Source organism: Streptomyces sp. LS-MS-L19, from assembly GCF_058382285.1.
The window spans coordinates 711,977-737,178 of the sequence record NZ_JBYCLL010000001.1 but is presented as its reverse complement, the minus strand read 5'-3'; the positions used below and the strand labels follow the sequence as shown (position 1 = coordinate 737,178).

Sequence of the window (25,202 nt, the reverse complement as noted above, 5' to 3'; positions counted from 1 at the left end):
AAAGATGTAGTACCCCTCAACCCGCGTCGTTCACTTGTGGGGGAGCGCACCTGCACACGGAGTGCACACACGCCCACCCGTCAGCCGAAACGCTCGATCCGGATACGGTCCACCGGCTGCCCCGCGGCCACCAGAAGCCGCGACGCATGCTCGGCGAACGCGTTGGATCCACACACATAGGCCTCCCACCCATCATCAGGCTGTTGGGCCAGGAGTGGCGCCACATGTGCGGCCGTCAGCCGTCCCACCGGCACCCCCTCCGGCGCGTTCCGCGTGAACACCGGCGTGGTCTCGGCGCCGAACTCGCTCGCGTAGATCAGCTCCCGCGGCCCGCGCGCCGACACCAGCAGCCGCAGCGGCACGGACAGCCCACGCGCCCGGTGGTGCCGCACCATCGACATCAGCGGTACGACCCCGGACCCGGCCCCGATCAGCAGCGCCGGCCGGTCCCCGGGCCAGGCGAAGAAACCGCTCAGCGGCCCGCGCACCTCGACGTCGTCACCGGGCACGGCCTCCGTGTGGAACCAGCCGGACACCTCACCGCCCTCGACGTGGTCCAGGGTCAGCTCGATGTGCCCGGTGTCCTCGGGCGGCGACGCGATCGAGTAGTGCCGCTGCGCCGTGTAGCCGTCCTGGGCCCTCAGCCGCAGCATCAGATGCTGACCGGGCAGATGCCCCTGCCAGCCGGGCACCGCGAAGCGGAACGTGGACGCGTACGGCGTCTCCCGGCGGATCTCGGTGAGCGTGGCGGTCTGCCACAGCGCGGCGGCCCGGTTGCTGACCGCGATCCGTCCGGGCACTGCGAACCGCGTGGCGGGAACGAAGGTGTCAGTCACCGGAGTACCGCTGCTCCTCCCACGGGTTGCCCCGCGCGTGATAGCCGTTCTGCTCCCAGAATCCCGGCTCGTCGTGGTCGAGGAGCGTGAGCCCCGCGACCCACTTGGCGGACTTCCAGAAATACAGGTGCGGCACCAGCAGCCGTGCCGGGCCGCCGTGCTCGGCGGGCAGCGGCTTGCCGTCGTACTCCCACGCGATCCAGGCCCGGCCGCCGGTCAGATCCGCGAGCGGCAGGTTCGTGGTGTACCCGGTGTGCGAATAGGCGACGGCATGGGTGGCCGACCCATGGGGCCGCACCACATCGAGGAACGCGTCCAGCGACACACCCGCGAACCGCACCCCGAACTTCGACCAGCTCGTCACACAGTGGATGTCACCCTCGTAGGCCGACGACGGCAGCGCGTGCGCCTCGTCCCAGTCCCAGGTGCGCGGGCGTTCGACCAGCCCGTCCACCCGGAACGTCCAGTCGGCCGGCGACAGGTCCGGGGTGACCTCGGCGGAGAGCACGGGCCAGTCGTCGCCCGCGTCGTACTGGCCCGGTGGCAGTCCGGGGTTGGGGACGCGGGGGCGTCCGGTGAAGCCTCGGGTGACGTTCATGCAACAACCGTACGCTCTCGTCACTCGTGCTCCGCCCCAGGTCAGTGCCCCGATCATTGCGGCCGTATGAACACCGCGCGGGTCCGGGAATAGCCGCCGCGTGCCGCTCCTTGGCGCTGGAGTGCCGGGTCGCTGCCCCGGTGACAGTACGAGGAGAGTGAGGAAGCAGATGCCCAAGGCGTACGTCTTCACGCGGTACGGCGGACCGGAGACCGAGGCGTTCGTGGACGTGGACCGGCCGAGCCCCGGGCCCGGTCAGCTTCTGGTCGCCGTGCGGGCGGCGGGCGTGAACCCCGTCGACTGGAAGATCCGCTCCGGTTACCGGCGGCCCGGCGACAGCGGCGACCGCGTCTTCCCCGCCGTGCTCGGCAGCGAGGTCTCCGGTGTGGTGGCAGAGACCGGCGAGGGCGTCGAGGGGTTCGCGGTCGGGGACGAGGTCTTCGGCAACACGCTCACCGGGGGCTACGCCGAGTACACCCTGGTGCCGGTCGCCGTCGCGGCGCACAAGCCGGCCGGGCTCTCCCACGCGGCCGCGGCCACCCTGCCCGTCGCCGCGGCGACCGCGTACGACGGCGTCCGCCAGCTGGATCTGGGCGAGGGGGCGACGCTGCTGGTCACGGGCGCGGGCGGGGGAGTGGGTGCGGCGGCCGTGCAGATCGGGCGCGCCCTCGGGCTGAAGGTCGTCGGGGTCGCGAGCGAGGCCAAGAAGGACTTCGTCGAGTCGCTCGGCGCCGTCCATGTCGCCTCCGGACCCGGCTGGGCCAAGCGGGCACGGGCGTCCGCTCCGGACGCCGTCTACGACCTCGTGGGCGGTGACGTGCTGGCCGAGGCGGCCGAGTTGCTCGCCGACCGGACCAAGCTGATCACCGCGGGGGCACCGGAGGAGGAGGTGCGCCGACTGGGCGGCGCACGGGTGGTCCGGGCCCGCGACGCGGCCGTACTGGAGGAGGTCGCGCGACTCGTGGTCGACGGCGACCTGGACCCGCACATCACCGGAACCTTCCCCCTCGACAGGGCGGGCGAGGCCCTGCGCACGGTCGAGGAAGGCCACGCCCGCGGCAAGACGGTGATCGAGGTGGCCCGATGAGCAGTGATACCCCGAGTGTGGTCGGCAACGGCGGAGTCCCGCACGCCCGCGGGGGCAGCAGCGCTCCGGAGGCTCTCGGAGTGCCCGGCGCGGCGCACGTTCTCGACAATCCCGCCCTCGCCTCGCTCTCCGGCCCGCACGCGCACTTCGCCGAGAAGCGGGGGCGGGTGCTGCGGTACCCGGTCGACGTGTCGCCGTGGCTGGCCCTGCCCGACGAGCCCGACGCCGGCGACTGGGCCGATCTCGCGGCGCTGGCCGGTCCCGGCGCGGAGGTCCCGCTGACGGCGTACGCGGGCCAGGTGCCGGAGGGCTGGGAGGTCACCTTCCACATCGAGGGCGTCCAGCTCGTGGACGACGGCATCGCCGCCGCACCCGAGCCGGAGGCGGTCCGCCTGGGCCCCGCCGACGTGCCGGAGATCCTCGACCTGATCGCCCGCACCCAGCCGGGCCCCTTTCTGCCCCGCACCATCGAGATGGGTACCTACCTGGGCATACGCAGGGAGGGCGCCCTGGTCGCGATGGCGGGCGAGCGGCTGCACCCGCCGGGCTGGACCGAGATCAGCGCGGTCTGCACCGACCCCGCGGTCCGCGGCCAGGGCCTCGCGACCCGGCTGATCCTCGCCGTCGCGCACGGCATACGGGAGCGCGGCGAGACACCCTTCCTGCACACCGGCGCCCGGAACACCAACGCGATCCGGCTCTACGAGTCCCTCGGCTTCCGGCTCCGCCGCAGGACCGCCTTCCTGGCGGCACGCGTACCCGAACGGTTGCCGGAGGCGGTGTCCTAGGGCCTGTCGGCTAGGGCCTGTCGGTCGGACCGGACCAGGAGTTGTACCGCACGAGATACCCGGCGAACCGCTCCAGGTCCTCCTGCGACCACTCCGCCAGCCGCTCCCCGACGGCGGCCCGGCGGCTCACGGTGACCTGGCCGAGGATGCTCCGGCCCGCGTCGGTCAGATGCAGCACCTGGACCCGGTGATCGGCCGGGTCCGGGCGCCGCTCGATGAGCCCGGCCCGCTCCAGCGCGGCGACCTGGCGGCTCACCGTGGACTTGTCCAGGGCGTAGTGGGCGGCCAGGTCGGTGGCCCGGCAGCCGTCCCGCTCCTCCAGGTGCCCGAGCAGGGTGTACGACACCAGCGACAGCTCGGGGTGCAGCCGGCTCGCCGAGGCCCGGGCCCGTCGCGCGAAGACCGTCATCTCGTGCTGGATCGTCTCCACGGCCGTATCCGCTCGCATCGGACCTCCCTCAGGTACTGGTTGTAGAGTACAACTCATCATGCCCTGGGATAGGGTGGCCGTCCGGCCGGGGGAGTCCCGGCCGCGAGTCACCGAGGAGGTGGGACCCATCAACGCTGTGTCAGATCGGGTGCTCTCTCCTCGCATCGGCGCGGATCACCGCCGGTAGGTGACCGCTGGAGCGCCCTTCGGCTCTCGAAAGGCCCTCGGCTTCCATGCCTTCACCGTCTCCCCGCTTCACCTCCGGCGACTCCGTCGTCGCCGCTCTCCGCTCGGCCGGCTGTGTCTTCGCGGAGGACGAGGCCCGGCTGATCCTCGCCGCCGCCCGTACCCCGGCCGAACTCGCCGCCATGGTCGACCGCCGGGTCGCCGGCCACCCGCTCGAACTCGTCGTCGGCTGGGCGGAGTTCCGCGGTCTGCGCATCGCCGTGGCCCCCGGTGTCTTCGTGCCCCGCAGACGCACCGAGTTCCTCGTCGAACAGGCCCTCGCCCAGGCGCCGGACGCCAAGGTGGTGCTGGACCTGTGCTGCGGCTCGGGTGCGGTCGGCGCGGCCCTCGCCGCCGCGCTGGGCCCGGTCGAACTGCACTCCGCCGACATCGATCCGGCAGCCGTGGAGTGCGCCCGCCGCAACACCGCCGACGCCGGCGGACACGTCCACACCGGCGACCTCTTCGAGGCCCTTCCCGCCGGTCTGCGCGGCCGCGTCGGCATCCTGGCGGCCAACGTCCCCTACGTCCCCACCGAGGAGGTCGCCCTCCTCCCCGCCGAGGCCCGCGACCACGAACCCCTGGTCGCCCTGGACGGCGGCACGGACGGGCTGGACCTCCTGCGCCGGGTCGCCTCCGAGGCCCCGCAGTGGCTGTCCCCGGACGGCTGTCTCCTCGTCGAGACCAGCGCCCGCCAGGCCCCCGCCGCCGCCGACGCCTTCACCCGCGGCGGCCTGACGCCCCGCCTGGCGGTCTCCGAGGAGCTCTACGCCCATGTCGTGATCGGCACCAGGGCGTAGCCGCACCCCGGTCTCGCGGGAGCCCGGAGAATCAGGCCTCCGGCGTCTGCACCCGTGCGATCAGCAGTGCCACGTCGTCGGAGTTGTCCGGCTGGTGCAGGGTGCGCAGCAGCAGGTCGCAGATCTCCTCGAGGGGACAGTCGGGGCAGTCGAGGAGGTCGAGGAGGGCGTCCAGGCGCTCGTCGAGGGGATGCTGGCGGGTCTCGACGAGACCGTCCGTGTAGAGGACGAGCCGGTCACCCGGTTCGAGGTCGACGGTGGTCGTGGAGAAGGCGACCCCGCCCACCCCCAGCGGCGCCCCCGTGGGCAGCTCCAGCAGCTCGGGCGGACGGCCCGGGCGCAGCCGTACGGGAGGCAGATGCCCGGCGTTGGCGATCCGGCACTGTCCGAGCCGCGGGTCGTGCACGGCGTACACGCAGGTGGCGATGGAGTGGTCCAGGGCCTCGGTGATCCGGTCGAGGTGTTCGAGGAGCTTGGCCGGGTCGAGGTCCAGTGAGGCCAGCGTGTTGGTGGCGGTGCGCAGCCGGCCCATGGTGGCGGCCGCGTTGATACCGCTGCCCATCACGTCGCCCACGACCAGCGCGGTCTTCCCGCCGTCCAGCGGGATCACGTCGAACCAGTCGCCGCCGACCTCGGCGGTGGCGCCCGCGGGCTGGTAACGGGAGGCGACCTCCAGGCCCCCGGTCACCGAGGGGTGGCTGGGCAGCAGGCTGCGCTGGAGGGTGAGGGCGGTGTTGCGGGCGTCCTGGTACCAGCGGGCGTTGTCGATCTGCACGGCCGCCCGGGCCGCCAGCTCACGGGCCAGCAGCAGGTCGTCCTCGCCGAAGGGCTCGGGGTTGCCGACGCGCTTGAGGTCGAGCGCGCCGAGCACCTCGCCGCGCGCGATCAGCGGGACGGCCAGATAGGAGTGCAGGCCTGCCCCGGCCAGCAGCGCGGCCGCCTCCGGGGACCGGGCGATACGGGCGAGGTCGTCCGGGCCGACCCGCGGCACCAGGACCGGGCTGCCGGTGCGCACGCACTCGGTGACCAGGCGCTCGGGAGCGTACCGGGCGACCTGGCCGGGCGGGTCCGCCGCGCGCAGGGCCTCGGGGGCGCCGGCCGCCTGGACGGCGAGCGGGCGCATCACGGCGGGCTCGGCGGGGCGCAGGGTGCTCGGTCTGCCCTGCACCACCGCCTCCAGCAGGTCCACGGCCGCCACGTCCGCCAGCTCCGGCACGGCCACGTCCGCCAGCTCCCGGGCGGTCCGGTCCAGGTCCAGCGTGGTGCCGATGCGGGCGGAGGCGTCGGCGACGAGCGCCAGCCTGCGCCGGGCGGTCTCGGCCTCCACGGTCGCCTGGTGCTGCTCGGTGACGTCCAGGACGGAGCCCGCCACGCCGAGGACCGTCCCGTTCGCGTCCTCCAGGCGGTACAGCGACACCGACCAGGCGTGCTCGGTATCCGGGTCCGCGGGCGTGTGGCCGACCGTGTGCTGGTCGACCAGCGGTGTGCCGGTCCGCATCACCTCGAGGGCGGCTGCCTCGAAGGCGGCCACGTCGAGATGGGGGAGGACCTCGCCGATCTTCCGCCCCACGTGGTCCGCGGCCGGGACGCCGTTCAGCTGCTCCAGGGCCGGGTTCACGGAGACGTACCGCAGTTCGGTGTCCAGCACGGCCAGCCCGATGGGGGACTGGGAGACCATTCGGGTGGACAGGGCCACGTCCCGGTCGAGGCGGCGCACCGTCTCCTGGTCGGCGCACAGCCCCAGCGCGTAGACGTCCCCCCGGTCGTCCAGCAGCCGCATGTTGCGGAACTCCACGAGCTTGGTGCTGCCGTCCTTGTGCCGTACGGGGAACGCCCCGGCCCAGCTCTGTCCGGTCTCCATGACGTCGGCGAACAGCTTGACGACCAGGTCGGCGTGCTGTTCGTGGATCATCAGATGGGCGGCGTAGCGGCCCAGCGCCTCCTGTGCGGGGTAGCCGAACAGCTCCTCGGCCTGCGGGCTCCACAGCACGATCCGGCCCTCGGTGTCCAGCACCACCGAGGCCATGCCCAACTCGTCGAGCAGCCCGCTCGGCCGTACTGCCCCGCGCGCGGGCTCCCCGCCCTCGGACGCGGGTATTCCGGCTGCACCCATTGCACGAACCGCCTTAGACCGTCCTCGCGGCACGCCGTACCCCCGTGCCGACTCCCCTTGTTCTACCGCGCTCAACCGTCTCCGTGGCCACGCGGTCGTGTTCTTCCACCATCCCTCAACACGGGGGCGCGCGTCCGGTGAAGTGCGCCGGGGTGACGAACGTCCTTCTGAATTCCTTCCGGCGTCCTCGCGTTCATCCATTTGGCCTGTACATGACCTCTCCGGGGCGCCAGACTGTCCGCCGAGCCACCGCACCCCCCGCCCCAGGAGCCCCGGGAGTCCTCCATGCCGCTGCGCGCCAGACAGCGTGGTCACGCCGTTCTCGCCGCCCTCGTCACCCTCACCGCGACGGCCCTCCTGGCCGCCGCGCCACCCGCCTCCGCCGCCGACACCTGGACCGAGGTCGGCTCCGACCGCGCCGACCCCCTCACCGAGAGCCAGGGCCTGACCTCGGTCGAGGTCCCGGCCAACTCCGCCAACCGGTACACCGGCATCGGCACCATCCCCCTCGGCGTCTCCACGCGCGGCTGGAACCACGTGGGCGACCCCGACGCCTCCTACGACGGCCACTACATAGAGCCCTACCAGGCCGACTCCGGCACCGCGAAGATGTACCGCGTGCAGGCGCCGAACGGCACCTGGTCCGAGTACGTCCACACCCTCAGCCCCGGCGAGGCGCTCAACAACTCCTGGGTCGCGATCTCGCCCGACGGGCAGTGGATGCTCTCCGGCGAGTGGGGCACCATGACCCGCTTCCTGGTCTTCCCCACGCCCGGCGTCAACGCGAGCACCTCACCCTCGGCGAACCTCCCGCAGGCGGCCACCGTCACCCTCGACCACGCCGTACGGGACGTACAGGGCTGCGACTTCGTCACTTCCACCCGGCTGCTGTGTTCCTCCGACGACCCTGCCGGCACGCTCTTCGGCTACACCAAGCCGCTCCTCCAGATCGACCTGTCCGCCGCCCCGACCGGCTCGGCGAACGTCACCGGACATGTCACGGCACTGCGCCAACTGCCCCTGCGCAGCTCCTGTTCCGGCTCCTTCGAGGCGGAGGGCATCGACTACGACCGCCGCAGCGGAACCCTGCGCGTGATCGTCGTCTCACCCGGCTTCTGCGTGCTGACGGACAGCAAGACCTACCGCTTCACCAGGAGTTGACCCCCTGAACGACGGGTGCCGGCCCTCGCGGAAATGGGGGTCGGCACCGATGGTGGGGCCAGGGGACCGGATGCGACGGTGGAACGCACGTCACCGACGAAGGAGTTGTCGCATCCATCCCCGAACGACACAGCACACCCGTCCGTCCGCGCCCCCGGGGGAGGTGACCCGTGGGACACGCTGACACCCTGCTCGCCATGGGCGGCGCCTTCCTCGCCGCGGCCTTCCTCGCCCGGCTCGGCGGCCGCATCGGACTGCCGACCATCCCGCTGTTCATGCTCGCCGGCATCCTGCTCGGCCCGCACACCCCGGGCCTGGTGCTGGTCGAGGACCCACACGACTTCGAGATGCTTTCCGCGCTCGGTCTGGTGCTGCTGCTGTTCTACCTGGGCCTGGAGTTCCACGTCGACGACCTGCGCACCGGCGGCAGGCGACTGCTCGCCGCGGGCGGCATCTACCTCCTGGCGAACGTCGGCGCCGGCCTCGGCTTCGGGTTCGCGCTGGGCTGGGGGACCCGGGAGGCCCTGGTGCTCGCCGGCGTCCTCGGCATCTCCTCGTCGGCGATCGTCACCAAGATCCTCATCGACCTGGGGCGGATCGGCCGCCCCGAGACCCGGCTGATCCTCGGCGTGATCGTCGTGGAGGACATCTTCCTCGCCCTCTACCTCGCCGCGCTCCAGCCCGTCATCAGCGGCGCCCGCGGACCCGTGGAGATGTTCCTCCAGGCGGGCAAGGCCTTCGGCTTCCTGATCGTGCTCGCCGTCGCCGCCCGCTGGGGAACCCGCTGGATCGGCAGGCTGATCCACGTCCGGGACAACGAACTCCTGGTCATCAGCTTCCTCGGCGCCGCCGTCCTCGTCGCGGGCGTCTCCGAGGTGCTCGGCGTCGCCGACGCCATCGGCGCCTTCATGGTCGGCCTGATCCTCGCCGGCACGCCCTCCGGACCCCGCATCCGCCGCCTGGTGCACCCGCTGCGCGACGCCTTCGCCGCCATCTTCTTCTTCGCCTTCGGACTGTCCATCGACCCCGGTGTCGTCACGTCCGTCGCCGGACCCGTCGCCGCCGCGGCGGCCGTGACCATCGTGATGAACGTCGTCGCCGGTCTGCTCGTCGCCCGCCTCTACGGCTACGGCGCCCAGCCCGCCGCCGACATCGCCACCACCCTCGTCGCCCGTGGCGAATTCGCCCTGATCCTCGGGGCGATGGCGGCGAGCGCGGGACTCGACGCACGTCTGGCGCCCTTCATCGCCGGGTATGTCCTTGTCCTGGCCGTTCTCGGCCCCGTGGCCGCGGGGCGGGCCCATCTGCTGGCCCGGGTCCTGGGGTCCCGTCGTCGTGCCCCGACGCCCGGACACGACACCGCACCGGAGCCGGTTTCGGTCGCGGTGGGGGCGGACGCCGAACGGTAGGGGCCGTCCGAAGGAGGAGCCATGCACCGGCCCGACGACGAACACCTCGTGGAACTCGCGGCCCGGCTGGGACGTGACGACCCACGGTTCGCCCGAGCACTCGGTTCGGGCCGTCCCGCCCGGCCCCGCGAGTACCGGCGTACCGGCGCCTGGTGCACCCTCGGCGTCGCCATGACCCTCCTGACCGCAGGTATGGCACTGCCGGAGGGCATCCTCGTCGCCGCGGGACTGGTGCTCGCCGGCATCGCGGTGCCGCTGTTCGATCCGCACCGCGACCGGCCGTACCGGTGACGCCTCGGGCGCAGTGGCTGCGGCGGTGGACCGGTCCCGCCGGTAGTGCTCCGGGAAAGGTGGTGCTTTTCTGAGGGTGTGGCGCGGTTCGCGGGGAACCCGGCGGTCCGGTCATCGTCACGAGAGGAGCGACCACGATGGATCGTGAGCGAACGCACGAGGAGTCCGTCTCCCTGGAGATCAGCGGGTGCAGCGCGGAGGACGCCCGGATCGTCTTCGACACGCTGACCACATGCTTCGAGTCCGACCGGGGTGCCGACGAGGTGCCGCAGCAGCTCCACGAGTCGCGGCCGATGGTGTGGCTGGGGACGTTCGAGGTCACCGAGGCGCGTTCCTGCCCGCCGCCCGCGCGCCTGTCCTCCTCCGTGGAGGCCGACGCGCAGGGCGGCTACTGGGCGATCGAGCAGCTGCGGACCACGCTGGACTCGATGTTCACGGTGCGGGATCTCGCCTCCGCGTCCGGGGACCAGGAGCGGGAACTGCACGTCCGGCTGGAGAGCCGCTGAGCTGCCTTTGATCAGCCCTGGCGCACCGGAACCACCACCGTCTCCGCGATGTTGACGTTGGGCGGGGCCGCCGCCGCGAAGGCGATGGACTCCGCGATGTCCTCGGCGGTCAGGGCGTTCACATCGGTGCGCATGCGGGACAGCGACGCGCGGGACTCGGTGTCCCGCATGTCCACACCCAGCTCGGTCGTCGTGACCCCGGGTTCGATGTTCTTCACGCGGACGCCTCGCGGTCCGAGTTCGGCGCGCAGGTTGCGGGTGAGGTGGGCGACGGCCGCCTTGGTGGCGCAGTAGACGGACCAGTCGGGGAAGAGGAGGTGCCCGCCGACCGAGCCGACGTGGACGAGGTCCGCCCGGCCGCCGTGCGCGGCCGCGGTCAGGAGGTCGTCCGTGAAGGCGCGGGCGGTGTGCAGCAGACCGCGCAGGTTGATGTCGATCATGCGGTCCCACTCGTCGGTGGCGGCCCGCTCGAACGGGGCGCCGAGCATGGCGCCGGCGTTGGCCACCACCAGGTCGACGGTACCGAGCGTCCCGGTGACGGTGGCGGCCGCCCGGGCGACGGCGTCGGGGTCGGTCAGGTCCACGGCCACCGGCAGGAGCCGTCCGGTGGCGGTACGGCCCAACTCGTCGGCCAGTGCCTTGAGCCGCTCCTCGCGGCGGCCCAGCAGGGCGACGCTGGCTCCGCCGACGGCGAGACGCCGGGCCGTGGCCGCGCCGATCCCGCTGGAGGCGCCGGTGACGACCGCGACGCGGTGGGTGAGGTTCCAGGTGTCTGTCATGCCGTCCACAGTGGGCGTCGGCCAGTGCCCTGACCAGGCCGTATCACCCCGAGGAGAGCGGATCCCAGGAGTACCGCGGCCACCTTGAGGGCTCCCGCGGATCCGTGACCGGACCTAGGGTCGATGGCATGGACAGTGACAACCCGCTGGGTGTCTTTTTGCGCGCCCGCCGCGCCCTCGTCCGGCCCGAGGAGGTCGGGCTGCCGGCCGGGAGCCGGCGCCGGGTGGCGGGTCTGCGCCGGGAGGAGGTCGCGGTGCTGGCCGGCGTCAGCACCGACTACTACGTCCGCCTGGAACAGGGCCGCGAGCGCAGCCCCTCGGCGCAGGTGGTCGACGCGCTCGCCCGGGCGCTGGGCCTGGAGGAGGACGCGGCCGACCATCTGCACCGGCTGGCGCGGCCCGCCGGGACCCGGTCGCGTCCCCGGCCGGAGGCGGTCGGTCCCGCCCTGCTGCGGATGATGGAGGGCTGGCACCGCACCCCGGCCGTGGTCCTGGGCCGCTGTCTCACCGTGCTGGCCCACAACGTCCTGGGCGGTGCGCTGTTCGCGGGCCACGCCCACAGCGGGGACCTGCTGCGGCTGGTCTTCCTCGATCCCGACGCCCGGGAGTTCTACCCGGACTGGGAAGCGGTGGCGACGAACTCCGTGGCCGCGCTGCGGGCTTCGGCGGGCACCGCCCACGAGGACCCGGTGATGATCGCCACGGTCGGGGAACTGTCGCTGCGCAGCGCGGACTTCCGCAGGCTGTGGGCCCGCCACGACATCCGCCGCAAGACCCGCGAGAGCAAACGCTTCCGGCATCCGCTGGTCGGCGAACTGACCCTGGACTACGAGTCGTTGACCGTCAACAGCGCCCCCGGCCAGCAGCTGGTCGTCTACCAGGCCGAACCGGGCAGCCCCTCCGAGCAGGCGCTCGCGCTGCTGGGGAGCCTCGCCACGGCCGAGGTCCCCGTGGCCCGGGTGGACGGCCCTGCCGACAGGTGAGGGCGCCACGTGGTTCTCGTCACCCCATTGTGCAACTAGTTGCATAAAAGCGTCGCGGTCCTCTACAACGGTGAGGACGAGACCGCGACGGAGGGGCCCGATGAGCCGTTACCCGCACCTGCTGACCCCGCTCGACCTGGGCTTCACCACGCTGCCCAACCGCGTCCTGATGGGCTCGATGCACGTCGGCCTGGAGGAGGCCGAGCGCGGCTTCGAGCGCATGGCGGAGTTCTACGCGGCCCGCGCGCGGGGCGGAGTGGGTCTGATCGTCACCGGCGGCATCGCGCCCAACGAGGAGGGGCGGCCCTGGGAAGGCGGCGCCAAGCTCACCACCGACGCGGAGGCCGAGCAGCACCGGCAGATCACCGAGGCCGTGCACCGCGAGGGCGGCCGGATCGCGATGCAGATCCTGCACTTCGGCCGGTACGCCTACCACCAGGACCTGGTCGCCCCCAGCCCCCTCCAGGCGCCGATCAGCCCCTTCCCGCCCCGCGAGCTCTCCGACGCCGACGTCGAGCGCACCATCGACGACTACGCCCGCGCGGCCCGCCTCGCCCGGCAGGCCGGCTACGACGGCGTGGAGATCATGGGCTCCGAGGGCTACCTCATCAACGAGTTCATCGCCACCCGGACCAACCACCGCACCGACCGCTGGGGAGGGTCGTGCGAGAACCGCATGCGCTTCCCGGTCGAGATCGTGCGCCGGGTGCGGGAGGCGGTCGGCGAGGACTTCATCATCGTCTACCGGCTGTCCATGCTGGACCTGGTCCCGGGCGGCTCCACGCTCGACGAGGTGATCACCCTCGCCCAGGCCGTCGAGACCGCCGGGGCCACCATCATCAACACCGGCATCGGCTGGCACGAGGCCCGTATCCCCACCATCGCCACCTCCGTGCCGCGCGGCGCCTACACCTGGGTGACCAAGCGGCTCATGGGCGAGGTGTCCGTGCCGCTCGTGACCACCAACCGCATCAACACCCCGGAACTCGCCGAGGAGTTGCTCGCCGACGGGTACGCGGACATGGTGTCGATGGCCCGCCCGATGCTCGCCGACCCCGATTTCGTGAACAAGGCGGCGGAGGGCCGACCCGAGGCCATCAACACCTGCATCGGCTGCAACCAGGCCTGCCTCGACCACACCTTCAGCCTGAAGATCACCTCCTGCCTGGTCAACCCGCGCGCCTGCCACGAGACCGAGCTGGTGCTGTCCCCGACCCGGCTGAAGAAGCGCGTCGCGGTCGTCGGCGCCGGTCCGGCGGGTCTCGCCTGCGCGGTCTCCGCCGCCGAACGCGGCCACGAGGTCACCCTCTTCGACGCCGCGAGCGAGATCGGCGGCCAGCTCAACATCGCCCGCAAGGTCCCCGGCAAGCAGGAGTTCGACGAGACGATCCGCTACTTCCGCCACCAGCTCGACGCCCACGGCGTGGACGTACGGCTCAACACCCCCGTCGCGGCAGGGGACCTGGCGGACTACGACGAGGTCGTCGTCGCCACCGGCGTCACCCCGCGCACCCCCGACATCCCCGGCCTCGACCACCCCAGCGTGGTCGGCTACCTCGACGTCCTGCGCGACAACGCCCCCGTCGGCGACCGGGTCGCGATCCTCGGCGCCGGGGGCATCGGCTTCGACGTCGCCGAGTTCCTCACCGACGGCGGTGACAAGGCGCACGAGGACCCGGCGACGTACTTCCGCCAGTGGGGCGTCGACATGGACTACGCGGCGCCCGGCGGACTCGCCGCCCCCGAGCGCCCCGCACCGCCGCGCACCGTCCACCTGCTCCAGCGCAAGACCAGCAAGGTCGGTGCCGGACTCGGCAAGACCACCGGCTGGATCCACCGCGCCGAGCTCAAGCACCGGGGCGTCACCATGGTCCCGGGGGTGCGCTACGACCGTGTCGACGACGCCGGTCTGCACATCACCGTCGGCGAGGAGAGCACCGTCCTGGAGGTCGACACCGTCGTGCTGTGCACCGGGCAGGAGCCGCGCCGGGACCTGTACGAGGAGCTCGTCGCCGCGGGCCGCAGCGCGCACCTGATCGGCGGGGCCGACGTGGCCGCCGAGCTGGACGCCAAGCGGGCCATCAAGCAGGGCACCGAGGTCGCGGCGGCTCTCTAGAGGCGGCCCCGGCGTCCCTAGGATGACCCCATGTCACTCCCGCACGCGATCCTCACCGCACTGCTCGAAAGGCCGTCGGCGGGGCTGGACCTGACCCGTCGGTTCGACAAGTCGATCGGCTACTTCTGGTCGGCCTCGCACCAGCAGATCTATCGCGAGCTGGGAAAACTGGAGGCCGAGGGCTACATCCGGGCACTCCCGGCGGCCCAGCCGAGCCGGGGGCAGAAGAAGAGCTACGAGGTCCTGCCCGCGGGCCGCGCCGAACTCGAACGCTGGACGGCCGCGGCGCAGGACCCCAAGCCGCACCGGGACGCCCTGCTGCTGCGGCTGCGCGCGGCCGCCGTCGTCGGCGCGGCGGGCCTCGAAGCCGATCTGCGCCGCCATCTGGACCTGCACCGGCGGCAGTTGGCGGAGTACGAGCAGATCCAGGAGCGCGACTTCCCGCCCGGCAAGGACAGCGCGCAGGCCAGGCTCCAGCACCTGGTCCTGCGCGCGGGTATCGAACTGGAGACCTTCTGGACCCAGTGGCTCACCGAGGCACTGGAGGAGCTGGCCGAACTCCCCGACAGCTGAAGGCGTTCGGCGAACTCCCGTGTCGCGGACGGCGTTGGACGAACTCCCTTGCCGCGGCAGGCGTCGGACGAACTCCCGTGCTGCCGCAGGCGTTCAGAGGCGGTACGGCCGCGAGCGGCGGCGCAGGAACCACGCCGTGGCCGCCCCGCCGACCGCCACCAGACCGCCCCCGACCGCGAGCGTCAGGGTGCCGTAGTCCTTGCTGGCCCCGCCCAGACCGCCCATGACACCGCGCGAGGGGGAGGCGGAGGCCGTCGCCGAGATGGTCGGCGTGGCGGAGCCCGAGACGATGATCGACTGGGTGCCCGCCGTGCTGTTGTTGTAGGCGCACATCACGATGACGGTGTACGTCCCCGGACTCACACTCGACCAGGCGGCCGACTGCAACGAGGTGGTCCCCGACAGGGCCACCTGACGACCCTGGCTGAAGTTGGCCTGGCTGCTGGTGAGCAGCGAGGCGGTGCCCCAGCCGCCGGTGGTGGCGGTCCGGGAGCAGGCCGTCGTGGTGACGGAGACCGTGGATCCGGAGGTGCTCACCGAGATCCCGGGGCCGGCCGCGGCGGGCCCGGCGGTCAGGGCGAGCGGCAGCGCGGCGACGGCCGCGACGGTCAGGCCGGAGCGGAGAAGTGGCTGAATAGTGCGCATGGACTGCCCTCCGGCGGCACGGTTGGCGGTACATCCGTGGCGCCGCCGAGGTGGGGGAAGCCCGTGCTGCCTCAGGGGCAGCCAACGCGCTCACGGCCCCGCCCGCATGCGGAGCGCCGCCGTACAGGTGACGGAACCTCGCGGCCCGCGCAGGGGTGAGGAGCCGTCACGGGGAGGCGGCGGTCCCCGTCGTGACCGTCCGCTGGACCGACAGCCCGCCCCAGGTGCCGTCGGGCAGCCGTGCCCGGATCCGCACCCGGTGGCGCTCCCCGGCCTCCCGCCCCAGATAGAAGCTGTACGTCGTCCGCCCGCGCGGAGGCGTCCCACCGAACACGAGCGAGGTGGCCGCAGCCCCGTCGAGGCGGACCTGGTACTCGGTGACGACCCCGTCCGTCCGGGGCGGGAGCCAGGCCAGGTCCAGGTAGTACGCCCCGTCGTCGTCCAGCCGGGTCGTGGCGCGGAAGTCCGTCGGGGCGGTGTCCCGGCCGTCGTCGCCGCCCGGCGTGGTGAGGCGGACGGTCGCCCCGGCGGGCGAGAGGTTGTCGGCCGCGTCCCGGGCCCGGACGGTGAACGCGTAGCGCGTGCCGGGACGCAGCCCCGTGACCACGGCCGCCGTCTGGGTGCCGCCCACACTGTGGATCTTGCTGCCGCCCTGGTAGATGTCGTACGACACCACATCCCGGTCGTCCGAAGAGGCGGCCCAGCTCAGCTGGACGGCCCGGCTGCCCGCCGTCCGGCCGCGCAGCTCGCCGGGGCGGGTCGGGGCGGAGCGGTCCGCCGCCGTGGCCACGGGAGTCGTCGCCCGTACCTGCCGGCTCGGCGGGCCGAGACGCCCCTCGGTGTCGCGGGCCCGGACGGTGAACACATACGGGGTGCCGGGCCGGAGCCTGGTGACATCCACCATGTGCTGTGCACCGGGCACATCCTGGACCTTTGTGGTGCCGCGATACACCTCGTAGCGCTCGACCCTCGCGTCGACGGCGTTCCACATCACATGCACGCTCGTCGCGCTGCCCGCGGCCGCCGTGACGCCCACCGGAGCTGCGGGCAGCCGACCGCTCTCCGCCTCGTCCGGCCCGCCCCACCCGCAGGAACCGACGAACACCAGCGCCGCGCACAGGGCCATGGGGACGGGTACGCCTCGCACGTCTCTGCCTCCCCGGAGGACACCACGGCAATGGTCCGGACCAATATGGCGCCGGTGGTGGGCCCGCGGCAAGGGGGCGACCTCGTGCGCCGGGCTCGGGACGGTTACGTATGCTGAAGCCCTTCGCGGCCGAACTCTCCACGAGGCAAGGGGAATTCGAGCTGGTGGCGCGGACCGCTGTCGTCGCTGTTCCCGCGCCGTACGGGTGGCCGGGAGGCCGGGGTCCGTCGACGGCCCCGGTTCCCGGCCCCTGCCCCGTCCGGACCACCTGCGGTGGCCGCTCGGCTGAAAGCGCATCAGATTGGGCTGCGTGCTCGTCAATGCCGCCGAGGAGAGGTCCCTTATCGTGCGTGTCCAGTCGCTGACGCTGGCCGCGGCAAGCGCCGCTCTGCTCGCCCCCACGGCGGCCCCGGCCATGGAGCTCGCCACCGCCCGCACGGAGCCGGTGGTGCGACGCGAGGGCACGGTCCCGGCCGCCGACCTGCTGGCCCGGGTGCGGGACTGCACCCCCGTCTCGCGCGGCCGCTACCGCACCGACGAGGACAGGCCCGCGACCGTCCCGGTCTGCGGCACCGAGGAGGCCGTGTTCTGGACGGCCGACATGGACATCGACTGCGACGGCCGGCCGGGGCGCCAGTGCAACAGCCGCACCGACCCGCTCTTCTCGGACGCCACCGCCTACGAGCAGTCCGACGGCCGCTATCTGAGTGCCGAGAAGCTGCCGTACATCGTGGTCCCGACTCCGAGCCCGATCTGGGACTACCGCGCCCACGGGGTGCACGGCGGGGCGGTCGCCGCCGTCGTGTACGAGGACCGGGTGCAGTACGCCGTCGTCGGGGACGTGGGCCCGAGCGGCATCATCGGCGAGGCGTCCTACGCCACCGCGAAGGCGCTCGGCATCCGCCCGGACCCGCACGGCGGCGGTGCGCCCTCCGGCGTCACCTACATCGTCTTCAAGGACTCCCGGGTGAAGCCGATCGAGGACCACGAGGCCGCCGTGACGCTGGGGGAGCGGCTGGCGCGGGAGTTCGTACAGGGCGGACCAGCGGCAGATCCCGAGGGGTGAACGGGCCCCGGCGGCTGCCGGGACCCGTCCTTTGGATGGTTGTTCGTCAGACCTTCCGGTAGCTGTACGCCTCCGCCGCGGCCGCCTCCACCGCCGCGAGGTCGGCCCCGGTGGCCGCCGTGACCACCGCGGCCACGGCTCCCTCGACGAAGGGGGCGTCCACCAGGCGGGTGCCGTCCGGGAGTTCGTCGCCCTCCGCCAGGAGTGCCTTGACGGTGAGCACCGCGCTGCCGAGGTCGGTCAGCACGGCGACCCCGGCGCCCCGGTCCACGGCCGCGGCCGCGGCGGCGATCAGCTCCGCGCTCGTACCGAGCCCGCCGCCCTCGGTACCGCCCGCCGCGGCGACCGGCACCTCGGTGCCGCCGCCCGCCAGTCCCTTCGCCAACTCCGCGACGGCAGCCGCGACTTCGGCACTGTGCGACACCAGCACGATCCCGACCGACGCCACGTCACTCACCGGCCGCCTCCGCGAGAGCCGCGATCAGGAGGGCGGCCGAGGTGGCGCCCGGGTCCTGGTGCCCGATGCTGCGTTCGCCGAGATAACTCGCCCGGCCCTTGCGCGCCTGCAACGGCGTGGTGGCCAGGGCCCCTTGCTCGGCGGCGGTGCGCGCCGCGGCGAAGCCGGTGCCGAGCGCGTCGACGGCGGGCACCAGCGTGTCGATCATGGTCTTGTCGCCCGTCGCGGCCCCGCCCAGCGTCATGACCGCCTCCACGCCCGCCCGCAGCGCCTCGGTGAGCTGTTCCGCGCTGACCTCGGCGGCGTCCCCGAGCGCCTTGCCGGTCCGCCGCAGCAGCGTCCCGTACAGGGGCCCCGAAGCGCCCCCGACCGTCGAGATGAGTTGGCGCCCGGCGAGGGTGAGGACCCCGCCCGGGGTGCCCGGGGCCTCCTTCTCCAGGGTCGCGGTCACCGCGGTGAACCCGCGCTGGAGGTTGCTGCCGTGGTCGGCGTCCCCGATGGGGGAGTCGAGGTCGGTGAGCCGCTCCGCCTCACGGTCGACGGACGCGGCGGTCGCCGTCATCCAACGGCGGAAGAAGTCGGCGTCGAGCACTGGATCTCCTTGCGTGGTCGGTACGTTGGTCGCCTGCTCACACTCCCCAGCGCAGCCCCGGTGTCCGCACCGGCGCGTCCCACAGCCGCAGCAGGTCCTCGTCCACCTGGCACAGGGTGACGGAGGCGCCCGCCATGTCGAGCGAGGTCACGTAGTTGCCGACCAGGGTGCGGGCGACGGCTACCCCGCGGTCGGCGAGCACCCGCTGCACCTCGGCGTTGAAGCCGTACAGCTCCAACAGCGGGGTGGCACCCATGCCGTTGACCAGGACGAGCACGGGATTGCGCGGGCTCATGTCGTCCAGGATCGCCTGCACCGAGAAGTCGGCGATCTCCCGGGAGGTCATCATCGGGCGCCGCTCCCGGCCGGGCTCACCGTGGATGCCGACCCCCAACTCCAGCTCGCCGGCGGGCAGATCGAAGGTCGGGCTGCCCTTGGCGGGCGTGGTGCAGGCGCTGAGGGCGACGCCGAAACTCCGGGAGTTCTCGTTGACCTGCCGGGCGATCGCCTCCACCCGCTCCAGCGGCTGTCCTTCGTCCGCCGCGGCGCCCGCGATCTTCTCCACGAACAGGGTGGCGCCGGTGCCGCGCCGGCCGGCCGTGTAGAGGCTGTCGGTGACGGCGACATCGTCGTTCACGAGGACCTTGGCGACCTGGATGCCCTCGTCCTCGGCGAGTTCGGCCGCCATGTCGAAGTTGAGCACGTCACCCGTGTAGTTCTTCACGATGAACAGCACCCCGGCCCCGCTGTCCACGGCGGCCGCCGCCCGCACCATCTGGTCCGGCACCGGCGAGGTGAACACCTCGCCCGGGCAGGCCGCGGAGAGCATGCCGGGTCCCACGAAACCGCCGTGCAGGGGCTCGTGCCCGGACCCGCCACCGGAGATCAGGGCGACCTTTCCGGCCACGGGTGCGTCCCGCCGTACGATCACGCGGTTCTCGACGTCCACGGTCAGCTCCGGATGGGCCGCCGCCATGCCACGCAGGGCGTCCGCGACGACGGTTTCCGGGACGTTGATGATCATCTTCATGAGTGCCTCCTGATGAGCCTGTGGGACGGGCGTCCGGCCTGGGTCGTCGCTGTCCTGTGGGCCACTGTCAGTTCTGTGTTCGGTCGTCGGGCGCTGCTGTCGGCAGTATCGACCTTGAGGCACCGAAGGTCACGTGCGCGACCGCTCCTGGGCGTGGTCGGACGGGGTGCGGCGGGGCGTGATCGCACGGCGGCGGCGGGACGGTTGCGGTGCGCAGCGGCGACTGTGCCGGGAGGTGCTCGCCGCCCCTCGGGGGTGCGGGGCCCCGCGTCGGGCAGGGCGAGGTCGCCGAGCCCTTTAGAAGGCCCGGTCCCGCGTGGGTGAACTCGGCTTCCCTGTCAGGGGGTTGAGGCACCATGACCCCGCCGCCCGTTTACATCGTCCGGGCTCCCGCCGGCCCCGACAGCCGGCGGAGCCACGTCGTCGGTTCAAGCCCGGCTCTCGGCGAAGGCGGTGCGGAGGACCGTCACCGCCTGGGTGATCGCGGCCTCGGCGGCCTGCGTGCCGCGCAGGGCGTCGAGCATGACGAAGTCGTGGATGATGCCCTGGTAGCGGGTGGCCGTGACGGGGACGCCGGCCTGGCGGAGCTTGTTGGCGTACGCCTCGCCCTCGTCGCGCAGGACGTCGGCCTCGGCGGTGATGACGAGGGCCGGGGGCAGGCCCGTGAGCTGCTCGGTCGTGGCGCGCAGCGGGGAGGCGGTGATCTCCGCCCGCCGGGCGGGGTCGGTCGTGTACTGGTCCCAGAACCACTGCATGGCGTCGAGCCGCAGGAAGTAGCCCTCGGCGAACTGGCGGTACGACGGGGTGTCGAACGCCGCGTCGGTGACGGGGTAGAACAGCACCTGCTGCAGGAGGCTCACATCGCCCCGCTCCTTGGCCATGAGCGTGAGGGCGGCGCTCATGTTGCCCCCCACGCTGTCGCCGGCCACGGCGATGCGGGTGGCGTCCAGCCCCTTGCCGGCGCCGTCGCGGACGATCCACTGGGCGACGGCGTAGTTCTGCTCGATGGCGACGGGGTAGCGGGCCTCGGGGGAGAGGTCGTACTCGGGGAAGACGACGGCCGCCCCGGCGCCGACCGCCAGTTCGCGGACCAGGCGGTCGTGGGTGTGGGCGTTGCCGAAGACCCAGCCGGCGCCGTGGATGTAGAGGATCACCGGGAGGGTGCCGCCGGCTCCGGCGGGCTTGACGATCCTGGCGCGGACCGAGCCGGTCGGGCCGCCCGTGACCGTGATCCACTCCTCGTCCACCTGCGGCTTGGCGATGTCGCCGGACTGGACCTCGTCGACGGCCTTGCGGCCCTCCGCGGGCCCGAGGTCGAACAGGTACGGCGGGTTGGCGGTGGCGGCGGCGAACTCGGCCGCGGCGGGCTCCAGGACCGGGGCGGTCGGGGTGTAGTCGCTCATGGCGGACTCCTTGTCCGTGTCGCGGAGCGGGCGGGGTGCCCTGCCCACGACCGGAAGCCTATGGCGCGATTACCTCGTGCACAAGTAAATCTGGCACGTGGAAATTTTGTCATCGGTGGTTTAGGGTGGCTCGGATACTGATCGCGTGGGACACCCTGAGGAGGAGGCCGCCATGGGCAGTGCCGAGACCGGCACCGAGCAGGACTTCTCCCTGCTCCTGGACGATCAGCTGTGCTTCGCCCTGTACGCGGCCTCCCGTGCGGTGACCAACCGCTACCGGCCGCTCCTGGAGGAGTTCGGGCTGACCTACCCCCAGTACCTGGTGCTCCTGGTGCTGTGGGAGCACGACACGGTCCCCATCAAGGACATCGGAGCCGCCCTCCAGCTCGACTACGGCACCCTCACCCCGCTGATCAAGCGTCTGGAGTCGGCCGGTCTGGTCCGCCGGGAGCGGCGCCCGGACGACGAGCGCACGGTCCTCGTCACCCTCACCGACCAGGGTGCCCGGCTCCGTGAGCGTGCTCGGACGATCCCGAAGGCCATCGGCGACGCCATGGGCCTGACCCCGACGCAGTTCGACCAGGCCCGCGGCCTGCTGCGCCTCCTGGCCACGAACGTCTCCGAGTCGGGCCGGGGCGGGGCCTAACCGGCCGACCGCTCCCGTCCGCCCCCGCCTCCGTCCGCCCCCGCCTGCTCCCGGTCAGCCGACCGGTGAGGAGGCCGCCATGTTCTGCTCGGCGGCCCAGGAGGCGAGGATGCGCAGGCGGTCGTGGGTCGGGGAGCCCGGAGCCGCCGTCCACACGGTCAGGTGCTGGTCGGGATCCGTGTTCGCCGTCAGGGTGTCCCAGTCCAGGACGAGTTCCCCCACCACCGGATGGTTCAGGGTCTTGGTGCCCACCGTGCGGCCCGCGACCCGGTGTTCACCCCACCACTGGGCGAACTGCTGGTCGCGCAGCGACAGTTCACCCGCCAGCTCGATCAGCCGCGGGTCCTCGGGATACTTCGCCGCCTCCATCCGCAGCTGCGCCACGCAGATCTGCGCCGACGTCTCCCAGTCGGCGTACAGAGTCCGCATCGCCCGGTCGGTGAACTGGATCCGGGGATAGTTGCGGTGCTTCTCCGGGAGGCGGGAGAAGTCGGTGACCAGCGCCGCCGCCGGCGAGTTCCAGGCCAGGACGTCCCCGCGCCGCCCCTGGACCAGGGCCGGCGTGGCCGTCAGGTCGTCCAGGACCCGCTGCAACTGCGGCTGCACCTTCTGCCGGCCCCGGTTGCGGGGGCGGCCCACGGGCTTGCCGGCCAGCTGGAAGAGGTACGACCGCTGGTCGTCGTCCAGATGGAGCACCCGGGCGAGGGCGTCCAGTACGGGAGCCGAGGCCTGCATCCGGCCCTGCTCCAGCCGGGTGTAGTAGTCGGTGCTGATCGAGGCGAGCCGGGCGACCTCCTCACGGCGCAGCCCGGCGACCCGGCGGGGGCCGCCCTGCTCGGGCAGTCCGACGGTGCGCGGGCTCAGCTCCGAGCGCCGCTTCTTGAGGAATTCTCCCAGCTCATTGAGGGGAACGTTGCTGGTCATGCCTCCCAGGATGGCACCGATCGCATCGCGTCAAGGGGGGAGATTTCTCTCCCAGGATCAGCGCCTCCCAGGGATGCGTTCCTCCGCTGTTCGCGCGCGCCCTCGCGTGTGAGGCTCGATGACGAACCGACCGCGAACCGAAGGAAGCACCGTCATGCGAGGCGCAGTCATCCACGCTCCCGGAGACGTCCGTTTCGAGCAGCTCGACGACCCGAGGATCCTGAAGCCGACGGACGCGGTCATCCGTACCGTCGCCACCTGTGTGTGCGGCTCGGACCTGTGGGCCTACCGCGGCGCGGAACCCATCGGCGACCCGCACCCCATGGGGCACGAGTACGTCGGCGTCGTCGAGGAGGTCGGCAGCGCGGTGGACAACGTCAGGCCGGGCCAGTTCGTGGTCGGCTCCTTCGCCACCTCCGACAACACCTGCGCCAACTGCCGCAACGGCTGGCAGTCCTCCTGTCTGAACCGGGAGTTCATGAGCACCTGCCAGGCCGAGTACGTGCGCATCCCCAACGCCCACGGCACGCTGGTCGCCACCGAGGATCAGCCCGGAGCCGAGTTCGTGCCCAGCCTGCTGGCCGTCTCCGACGTGATGGGCACCGGCTGGTACGCCGCCGTGGCCGCCGGGGTCGAGCCCGGCTCCACCGCTGTCGTGGTCGGCGACGGGGCGGTCGGGCTGTGCGGGGTCATCGCCGCGAAGGAACTCGGGGCCGAGCGGATCATCGCCATGAGCCGGCACGAGTCCCGGCAGAAGCTGGCCCTGGAGTTCGGCGCCACCGACATCGTCACCGAGCGCGGCGAGGAGGGCGTCGCCCGCGTCAAGGACCTCACCGGTGGCATCGGCGCCGACAGCGTGCTGGAGTGCGTGGGCACCGCCGAGTCGATGAGCCAGGCCCTGCACTCCACCCGGCCCGGCGGCAACGTCGGCTTCGTCGGCGTCCCGCACGAGGTCGCCGTGGACGGCCAGGAGCTGTTCTTCTCCCACGTCGGCCTGCGCGGCGGCCCCGCCCCCGTGCGCCGCTTCCTGCCCGACCTCATCGAGCGGGTCCTGTCCGGCCGTATCGACCCCGGCAAGGTCTTCGACCTCACCCTCCCGCTCGACCAGGTCGCCGAGGGCTACAAGGCCATGGACGAACGCCGCGCCGTCAAGACCCTCCTCACCCCCTGAACCGTCCCGGGCGTGCGCCCCGGGCTCACGCCCGCAGGGGATTGGCCCGGGACACGGCCAGGAGGTACCACGCGGTGGCACCCGTGTGCCGGTAGGGGTAGTAGCCGAACCCGAAGCCCGTGTCGAGGGGGCTGCTCGCCGAGACCACTCCGGAGCGGGCGGGGAGCGGTGTGCCACCGACGGTCTGCTCTGCGCCGAGGAGATCCTGCGCGCGTTCGATCGAGCTGAGGAGACGGCGGGCGCGCTTCTCGTCGCCGCCCGCGCCCCGGTCGCGCAGCGCGAGGGCGAGATGGGCGGTGCCCTCGAACCAGACCCCGTTGCGGTCCGGCCTGGGCTGCCCCTCGGCGATCGGGGCGGCCTCGTTCGCCAGCAGGCTCGCGGAGCTGAAGGTGACGCCCACGTAGGACTGGCCGGCCGGGACCGTGCTGTTGGGCCGGTCCGCGGTGTCCAGGACGGCCAGCTCGGACGCGGCCCAGTCGAGGGAGCGGGCGTGGGCCGGGGAGGAGAGGGCGAGGTGGGTCCAGGTCTGGGTGTCCTCCGGGACCGGGGACCTGTTGATCGTCACGCCGTCGTTGGTGCCGGTGTAGAAGAAGCCGCCCGCCGGCTCCCACATCTTCTCGACGAAGGCCCGGGCCCGCGCGCGGCGCTCCCGCCACACCCGGTCCCCGGTGAGCCGGGCCAGCCGTCCGAACAGCGCGACCAGGTCGGTGTTGTGCTCGGTCGAGGTGAACGGCAGTATCTCGTCGGCCCCGTTGACGCCGAACTTGTACCCGCCGAGCGGCTCGTCGGTCCGCCCGACCCGCTCGATCCACTCGCCGATCCGCACCGCGCCGGTGAGGAAGCGCCGCTCACCGGTCCGCGCGGCGAGCGCGCCGAGCGCGATACCGGCCCACGCCATGTCGCCCACGGCCGTACCGGTGAAGCCGAACTGCGTACCGACGTTGGCCGTACCGTCCGCCCGGACGAACCCGTCCGGCTGCGGGGAGCCGTCGTAGAAGGTGTACGGCCCGACGTTGTAGGCCTGCCGCAGTCGGCCGTCGTCGTACCCCGGGTCATGGGCCTGGGCGTACAGCAGTGCGTCACCGAGGGCCACGGCACGGGAACGGCCCGCGGGGGAGGCGAGGTGGGCCAGGATCGCGAGGGCGTTGTCGTAGGTGAACGCGGTGCTGAACAGCCCCGCCTGGTCCGTGTAGCTCTGGGTGAGCCGGATCGTGCCGTGGTCCGGGTAGGCGTCCATGGCGGCGGCGAGGAAGGCCCGCGCGCGGCCCGGTGCGGAGACCGCGGACGCGCCGGACGCGCCCTGTGCCGCCCGGGCCGTGCCGGTGCCGACCGCGGTGAGCGCCACGGCTCCGAGGCCGGTCCCGATGAGCGTACGGCGGCTGAGGGGATGGCGGGGACTGCCGGTCATGGGACTCCTCGGAGATGC

General features: G+C 72.7%; 26 protein-coding genes. 13 read left to right on the top strand and 13 right to left on the bottom strand.

The genetic code is table 11. The features are described from left to right. Positions 1-80 precede the first annotated feature (80 nt). Both AC2XR2_RS03250 and AC2XR2_RS03245 read right to left on the bottom strand, forming a co-directional pair. The gene (locus AC2XR2_RS03250; RefSeq protein ID WP_491514190.1) at positions 81-836 is read right to left on the bottom strand and encodes a ferredoxin reductase; all 756 of its coding nucleotides are present in this window, start codon (positions 834-836) and stop codon (positions 81-83) included. Then, positions 829-1,434, bottom strand: coding sequence for a sulfite oxidase-like oxidoreductase (locus tag AC2XR2_RS03245; protein ID WP_330268894.1), 606 nt, complete (start codon positions 1,432-1,434; stop codon positions 829-831). Before AC2XR2_RS03245 ends, AC2XR2_RS03250 begins: the two co-directional genes overlap by 8 nt. A 169-nt stretch (positions 1,435-1,603) precedes the next feature. Between AC2XR2_RS03245 and AC2XR2_RS03240 the strand changes: the two genes are divergently transcribed. Both AC2XR2_RS03240 and AC2XR2_RS03235 read left to right on the top strand, forming a co-directional pair. After that, a complete protein-coding gene (locus tag AC2XR2_RS03240; protein WP_491514189.1) occupies positions 1,604-2,521 on the top strand; it encodes an NADP-dependent oxidoreductase in 918 nt (305 codons plus the stop codon). Continuing rightward, the gene (locus tag AC2XR2_RS03235; RefSeq protein WP_491514188.1) at positions 2,518-3,309 is read left to right on the top strand and encodes a GNAT family N-acetyltransferase; all 792 of its coding nucleotides are present in this window, start codon (positions 2,518-2,520) and stop codon (positions 3,307-3,309) included. The genes AC2XR2_RS03240 and AC2XR2_RS03235 overlap by 4 nt, the downstream gene beginning before the upstream one ends. Positions 3,310-3,319: 10 nt before the next feature. On the opposite strand, the gene AC2XR2_RS03230 is transcribed toward AC2XR2_RS03235, so the two are convergent. Continuing rightward, the gene (locus AC2XR2_RS03230) at positions 3,320-3,757 is read right to left on the bottom strand and encodes a MarR family winged helix-turn-helix transcriptional regulator (protein WP_491514187.1); all 438 of its coding nucleotides are present in this window, start codon (positions 3,755-3,757) and stop codon (positions 3,320-3,322) included. 215 nt (positions 3,758-3,972) lie between these two features. On the opposite strand from AC2XR2_RS03230, the gene AC2XR2_RS03225 reads away from it, so the two are divergent. After that, positions 3,973-4,764: a putative protein N(5)-glutamine methyltransferase gene (locus AC2XR2_RS03225; protein ID WP_491514186.1), complete on the top strand. Its 792-nt coding sequence runs from the start codon at positions 3,973-3,975 to the stop codon at positions 4,762-4,764. A 31-nt stretch (positions 4,765-4,795) separates the two neighbouring features. Here AC2XR2_RS03225 and AC2XR2_RS03220 read toward each other — a convergent pair whose 3' ends face one another. Further along, the gene (locus AC2XR2_RS03220) at positions 4,796-6,877 is read right to left on the bottom strand and encodes a SpoIIE family protein phosphatase (protein ID WP_491514185.1); all 2,082 of its coding nucleotides are present in this window, start codon (positions 6,875-6,877) and stop codon (positions 4,796-4,798) included. 285 nt (positions 6,878-7,162) lie between these two features. Here AC2XR2_RS03220 and AC2XR2_RS03215 point away from each other — a divergent pair, with 285 nt between their 5' ends. From AC2XR2_RS03215 to AC2XR2_RS03200, 4 genes are all read left to right on the top strand, one after another. Next, positions 7,163-8,038, top strand: coding sequence for a hypothetical protein (locus AC2XR2_RS03215; RefSeq protein WP_491514184.1), 876 nt, complete (start codon positions 7,163-7,165; stop codon positions 8,036-8,038). Between the two features lie 170 nt (positions 8,039-8,208). Beyond that, the gene (locus AC2XR2_RS03210; RefSeq protein WP_491514183.1) at positions 8,209-9,447 is read left to right on the top strand and encodes a cation:proton antiporter; all 1,239 of its coding nucleotides are present in this window, start codon (positions 8,209-8,211) and stop codon (positions 9,445-9,447) included. Between the two features lie 21 nt (positions 9,448-9,468). After that, entirely contained in the window at positions 9,469-9,738 is a 270-nt protein-coding gene (locus tag AC2XR2_RS03205; protein ID WP_491514182.1) for a DUF3040 domain-containing protein, read from the top strand. A gap of 137 nt (positions 9,739-9,875) precedes the next feature. Beyond that, positions 9,876-10,244, top strand: a complete 369-nt coding sequence (locus tag AC2XR2_RS03200) for a hypothetical protein (RefSeq protein WP_330268903.1) — start codon at positions 9,876-9,878, stop codon at positions 10,242-10,244. Positions 10,245-10,255: 11 nt separating this feature from the next. Here the strand turns inward: AC2XR2_RS03200 and AC2XR2_RS03195 are convergent, their stop codons facing one another. Further along, positions 10,256-11,023 carry an SDR family oxidoreductase gene (locus AC2XR2_RS03195; protein WP_491514181.1) on the bottom strand — a complete coding sequence of 256 codons (768 nt, stop codon included), beginning with the start codon at positions 11,021-11,023 and terminating at the stop codon, positions 10,256-10,258. A gap of 128 nt (positions 11,024-11,151) precedes the next feature. On the opposite strand from AC2XR2_RS03195, the gene AC2XR2_RS03190 reads away from it, so the two are divergent. From AC2XR2_RS03190 to AC2XR2_RS03180, 3 genes are all read left to right on the top strand, one after another. After that, positions 11,152-12,006: a helix-turn-helix transcriptional regulator gene (locus AC2XR2_RS03190; protein WP_381296152.1), complete on the top strand. Its 855-nt coding sequence runs from the start codon at positions 11,152-11,154 to the stop codon at positions 12,004-12,006. 100 nt (positions 12,007-12,106) lie between these two features. Next, positions 12,107-14,122 (top strand): NADPH-dependent 2,4-dienoyl-CoA reductase, encoded by a 2,016-nt coding sequence (locus AC2XR2_RS03185; RefSeq protein ID WP_491514180.1) that lies wholly within the window; start codon positions 12,107-12,109, stop codon positions 14,120-14,122. 30 nt (positions 14,123-14,152) lie between these two features. Continuing rightward, the gene (locus AC2XR2_RS03180; protein WP_491514179.1) at positions 14,153-14,695 is read left to right on the top strand and encodes a PadR family transcriptional regulator; all 543 of its coding nucleotides are present in this window, start codon (positions 14,153-14,155) and stop codon (positions 14,693-14,695) included. A gap of 93 nt (positions 14,696-14,788) precedes the next feature. Here AC2XR2_RS03180 and AC2XR2_RS03175 read toward each other — a convergent pair whose 3' ends face one another. Both AC2XR2_RS03175 and AC2XR2_RS03170 read right to left on the bottom strand, forming a co-directional pair. Next, positions 14,789-15,340 carry a hypothetical protein gene (locus AC2XR2_RS03175; protein ID WP_449351373.1) on the bottom strand — a complete coding sequence of 184 codons (552 nt, stop codon included), beginning with the start codon at positions 15,338-15,340 and terminating at the stop codon, positions 14,789-14,791. 166 nt (positions 15,341-15,506) lie between these two features. Beyond that, positions 15,507-16,487 (bottom strand): fibronectin type III domain-containing protein, encoded by a 981-nt coding sequence (locus AC2XR2_RS03170; protein ID WP_491514178.1) that lies wholly within the window; start codon positions 16,485-16,487, stop codon positions 15,507-15,509. 346 nt (positions 16,488-16,833) lie between these two features. Here AC2XR2_RS03170 and AC2XR2_RS03165 point away from each other — a divergent pair, with 346 nt between their 5' ends. Beyond that, complete coding sequence (locus AC2XR2_RS03165) at positions 16,834-17,553, top strand: glycoside hydrolase family 75 protein (protein ID WP_449351375.1); 720 nt, start codon at positions 16,834-16,836, stop codon at positions 17,551-17,553. Positions 17,554-17,599: 46 nt separating this feature from the next. On the opposite strand, the gene AC2XR2_RS03160 is transcribed toward AC2XR2_RS03165, so the two are convergent. From AC2XR2_RS03160 to AC2XR2_RS03145, 4 genes are all read right to left on the bottom strand, one after another. Further along, entirely contained in the window at positions 17,600-18,010 is a 411-nt protein-coding gene (locus tag AC2XR2_RS03160) for a PTS sugar transporter subunit IIA domain-containing protein (protein WP_381296163.1), read from the bottom strand. Next, positions 18,003-18,602 (bottom strand): dihydroxyacetone kinase subunit DhaL, encoded by a 600-nt coding sequence (dhaL, locus tag AC2XR2_RS03155; RefSeq protein ID WP_381296165.1) that lies wholly within the window; start codon positions 18,600-18,602, stop codon positions 18,003-18,005. The genes AC2XR2_RS03160 and dhaL overlap by 8 nt, the downstream gene beginning before the upstream one ends. Before the next feature lie 37 nt (positions 18,603-18,639). After that, on the bottom strand, positions 18,640-19,632 hold the full coding sequence (gene dhaK / locus AC2XR2_RS03150) for a dihydroxyacetone kinase subunit DhaK (protein WP_381296167.1): 993 nt from the start codon (positions 19,630-19,632) through the stop codon (positions 18,640-18,642). A gap of 428 nt (positions 19,633-20,060) precedes the next feature. Continuing rightward, positions 20,061-21,035 (bottom strand): alpha/beta hydrolase, encoded by a 975-nt coding sequence (locus AC2XR2_RS03145; RefSeq protein WP_491514177.1) that lies wholly within the window; start codon positions 21,033-21,035, stop codon positions 20,061-20,063. 172 nt (positions 21,036-21,207) lie between these two features. Between AC2XR2_RS03145 and AC2XR2_RS03140 the strand changes: the two genes are divergently transcribed. Beyond that, positions 21,208-21,681, top strand: a complete 474-nt coding sequence (locus tag AC2XR2_RS03140; RefSeq protein ID WP_491518396.1) for a MarR family winged helix-turn-helix transcriptional regulator — start codon at positions 21,208-21,210, stop codon at positions 21,679-21,681. 54 nt (positions 21,682-21,735) lie between these two features. Here the strand turns inward: AC2XR2_RS03140 and AC2XR2_RS03135 are convergent, their stop codons facing one another. Next, a complete protein-coding gene (locus AC2XR2_RS03135) occupies positions 21,736-22,605 on the bottom strand; it encodes a helix-turn-helix domain-containing protein (protein WP_491514176.1) in 870 nt (289 codons plus the stop codon). A 154-nt stretch (positions 22,606-22,759) separates the two neighbouring features. Here AC2XR2_RS03135 and AC2XR2_RS03130 point away from each other — a divergent pair, with 154 nt between their 5' ends. Next, positions 22,760-23,776 carry a zinc-dependent alcohol dehydrogenase family protein gene (locus tag AC2XR2_RS03130; protein WP_381296173.1) on the top strand — a complete coding sequence of 339 codons (1,017 nt, stop codon included), beginning with the start codon at positions 22,760-22,762 and terminating at the stop codon, positions 23,774-23,776. Positions 23,777-23,801: 25 nt separating this feature from the next. Here AC2XR2_RS03130 and AC2XR2_RS03125 read toward each other — a convergent pair whose 3' ends face one another. Continuing rightward, on the bottom strand, positions 23,802-25,184 hold the full coding sequence (locus AC2XR2_RS03125; protein WP_491514175.1) for a Tat pathway signal sequence domain protein: 1,383 nt from the start codon (positions 25,182-25,184) through the stop codon (positions 23,802-23,804). Between the last annotated feature and the right edge of the window lie 18 nt (positions 25,185-25,202).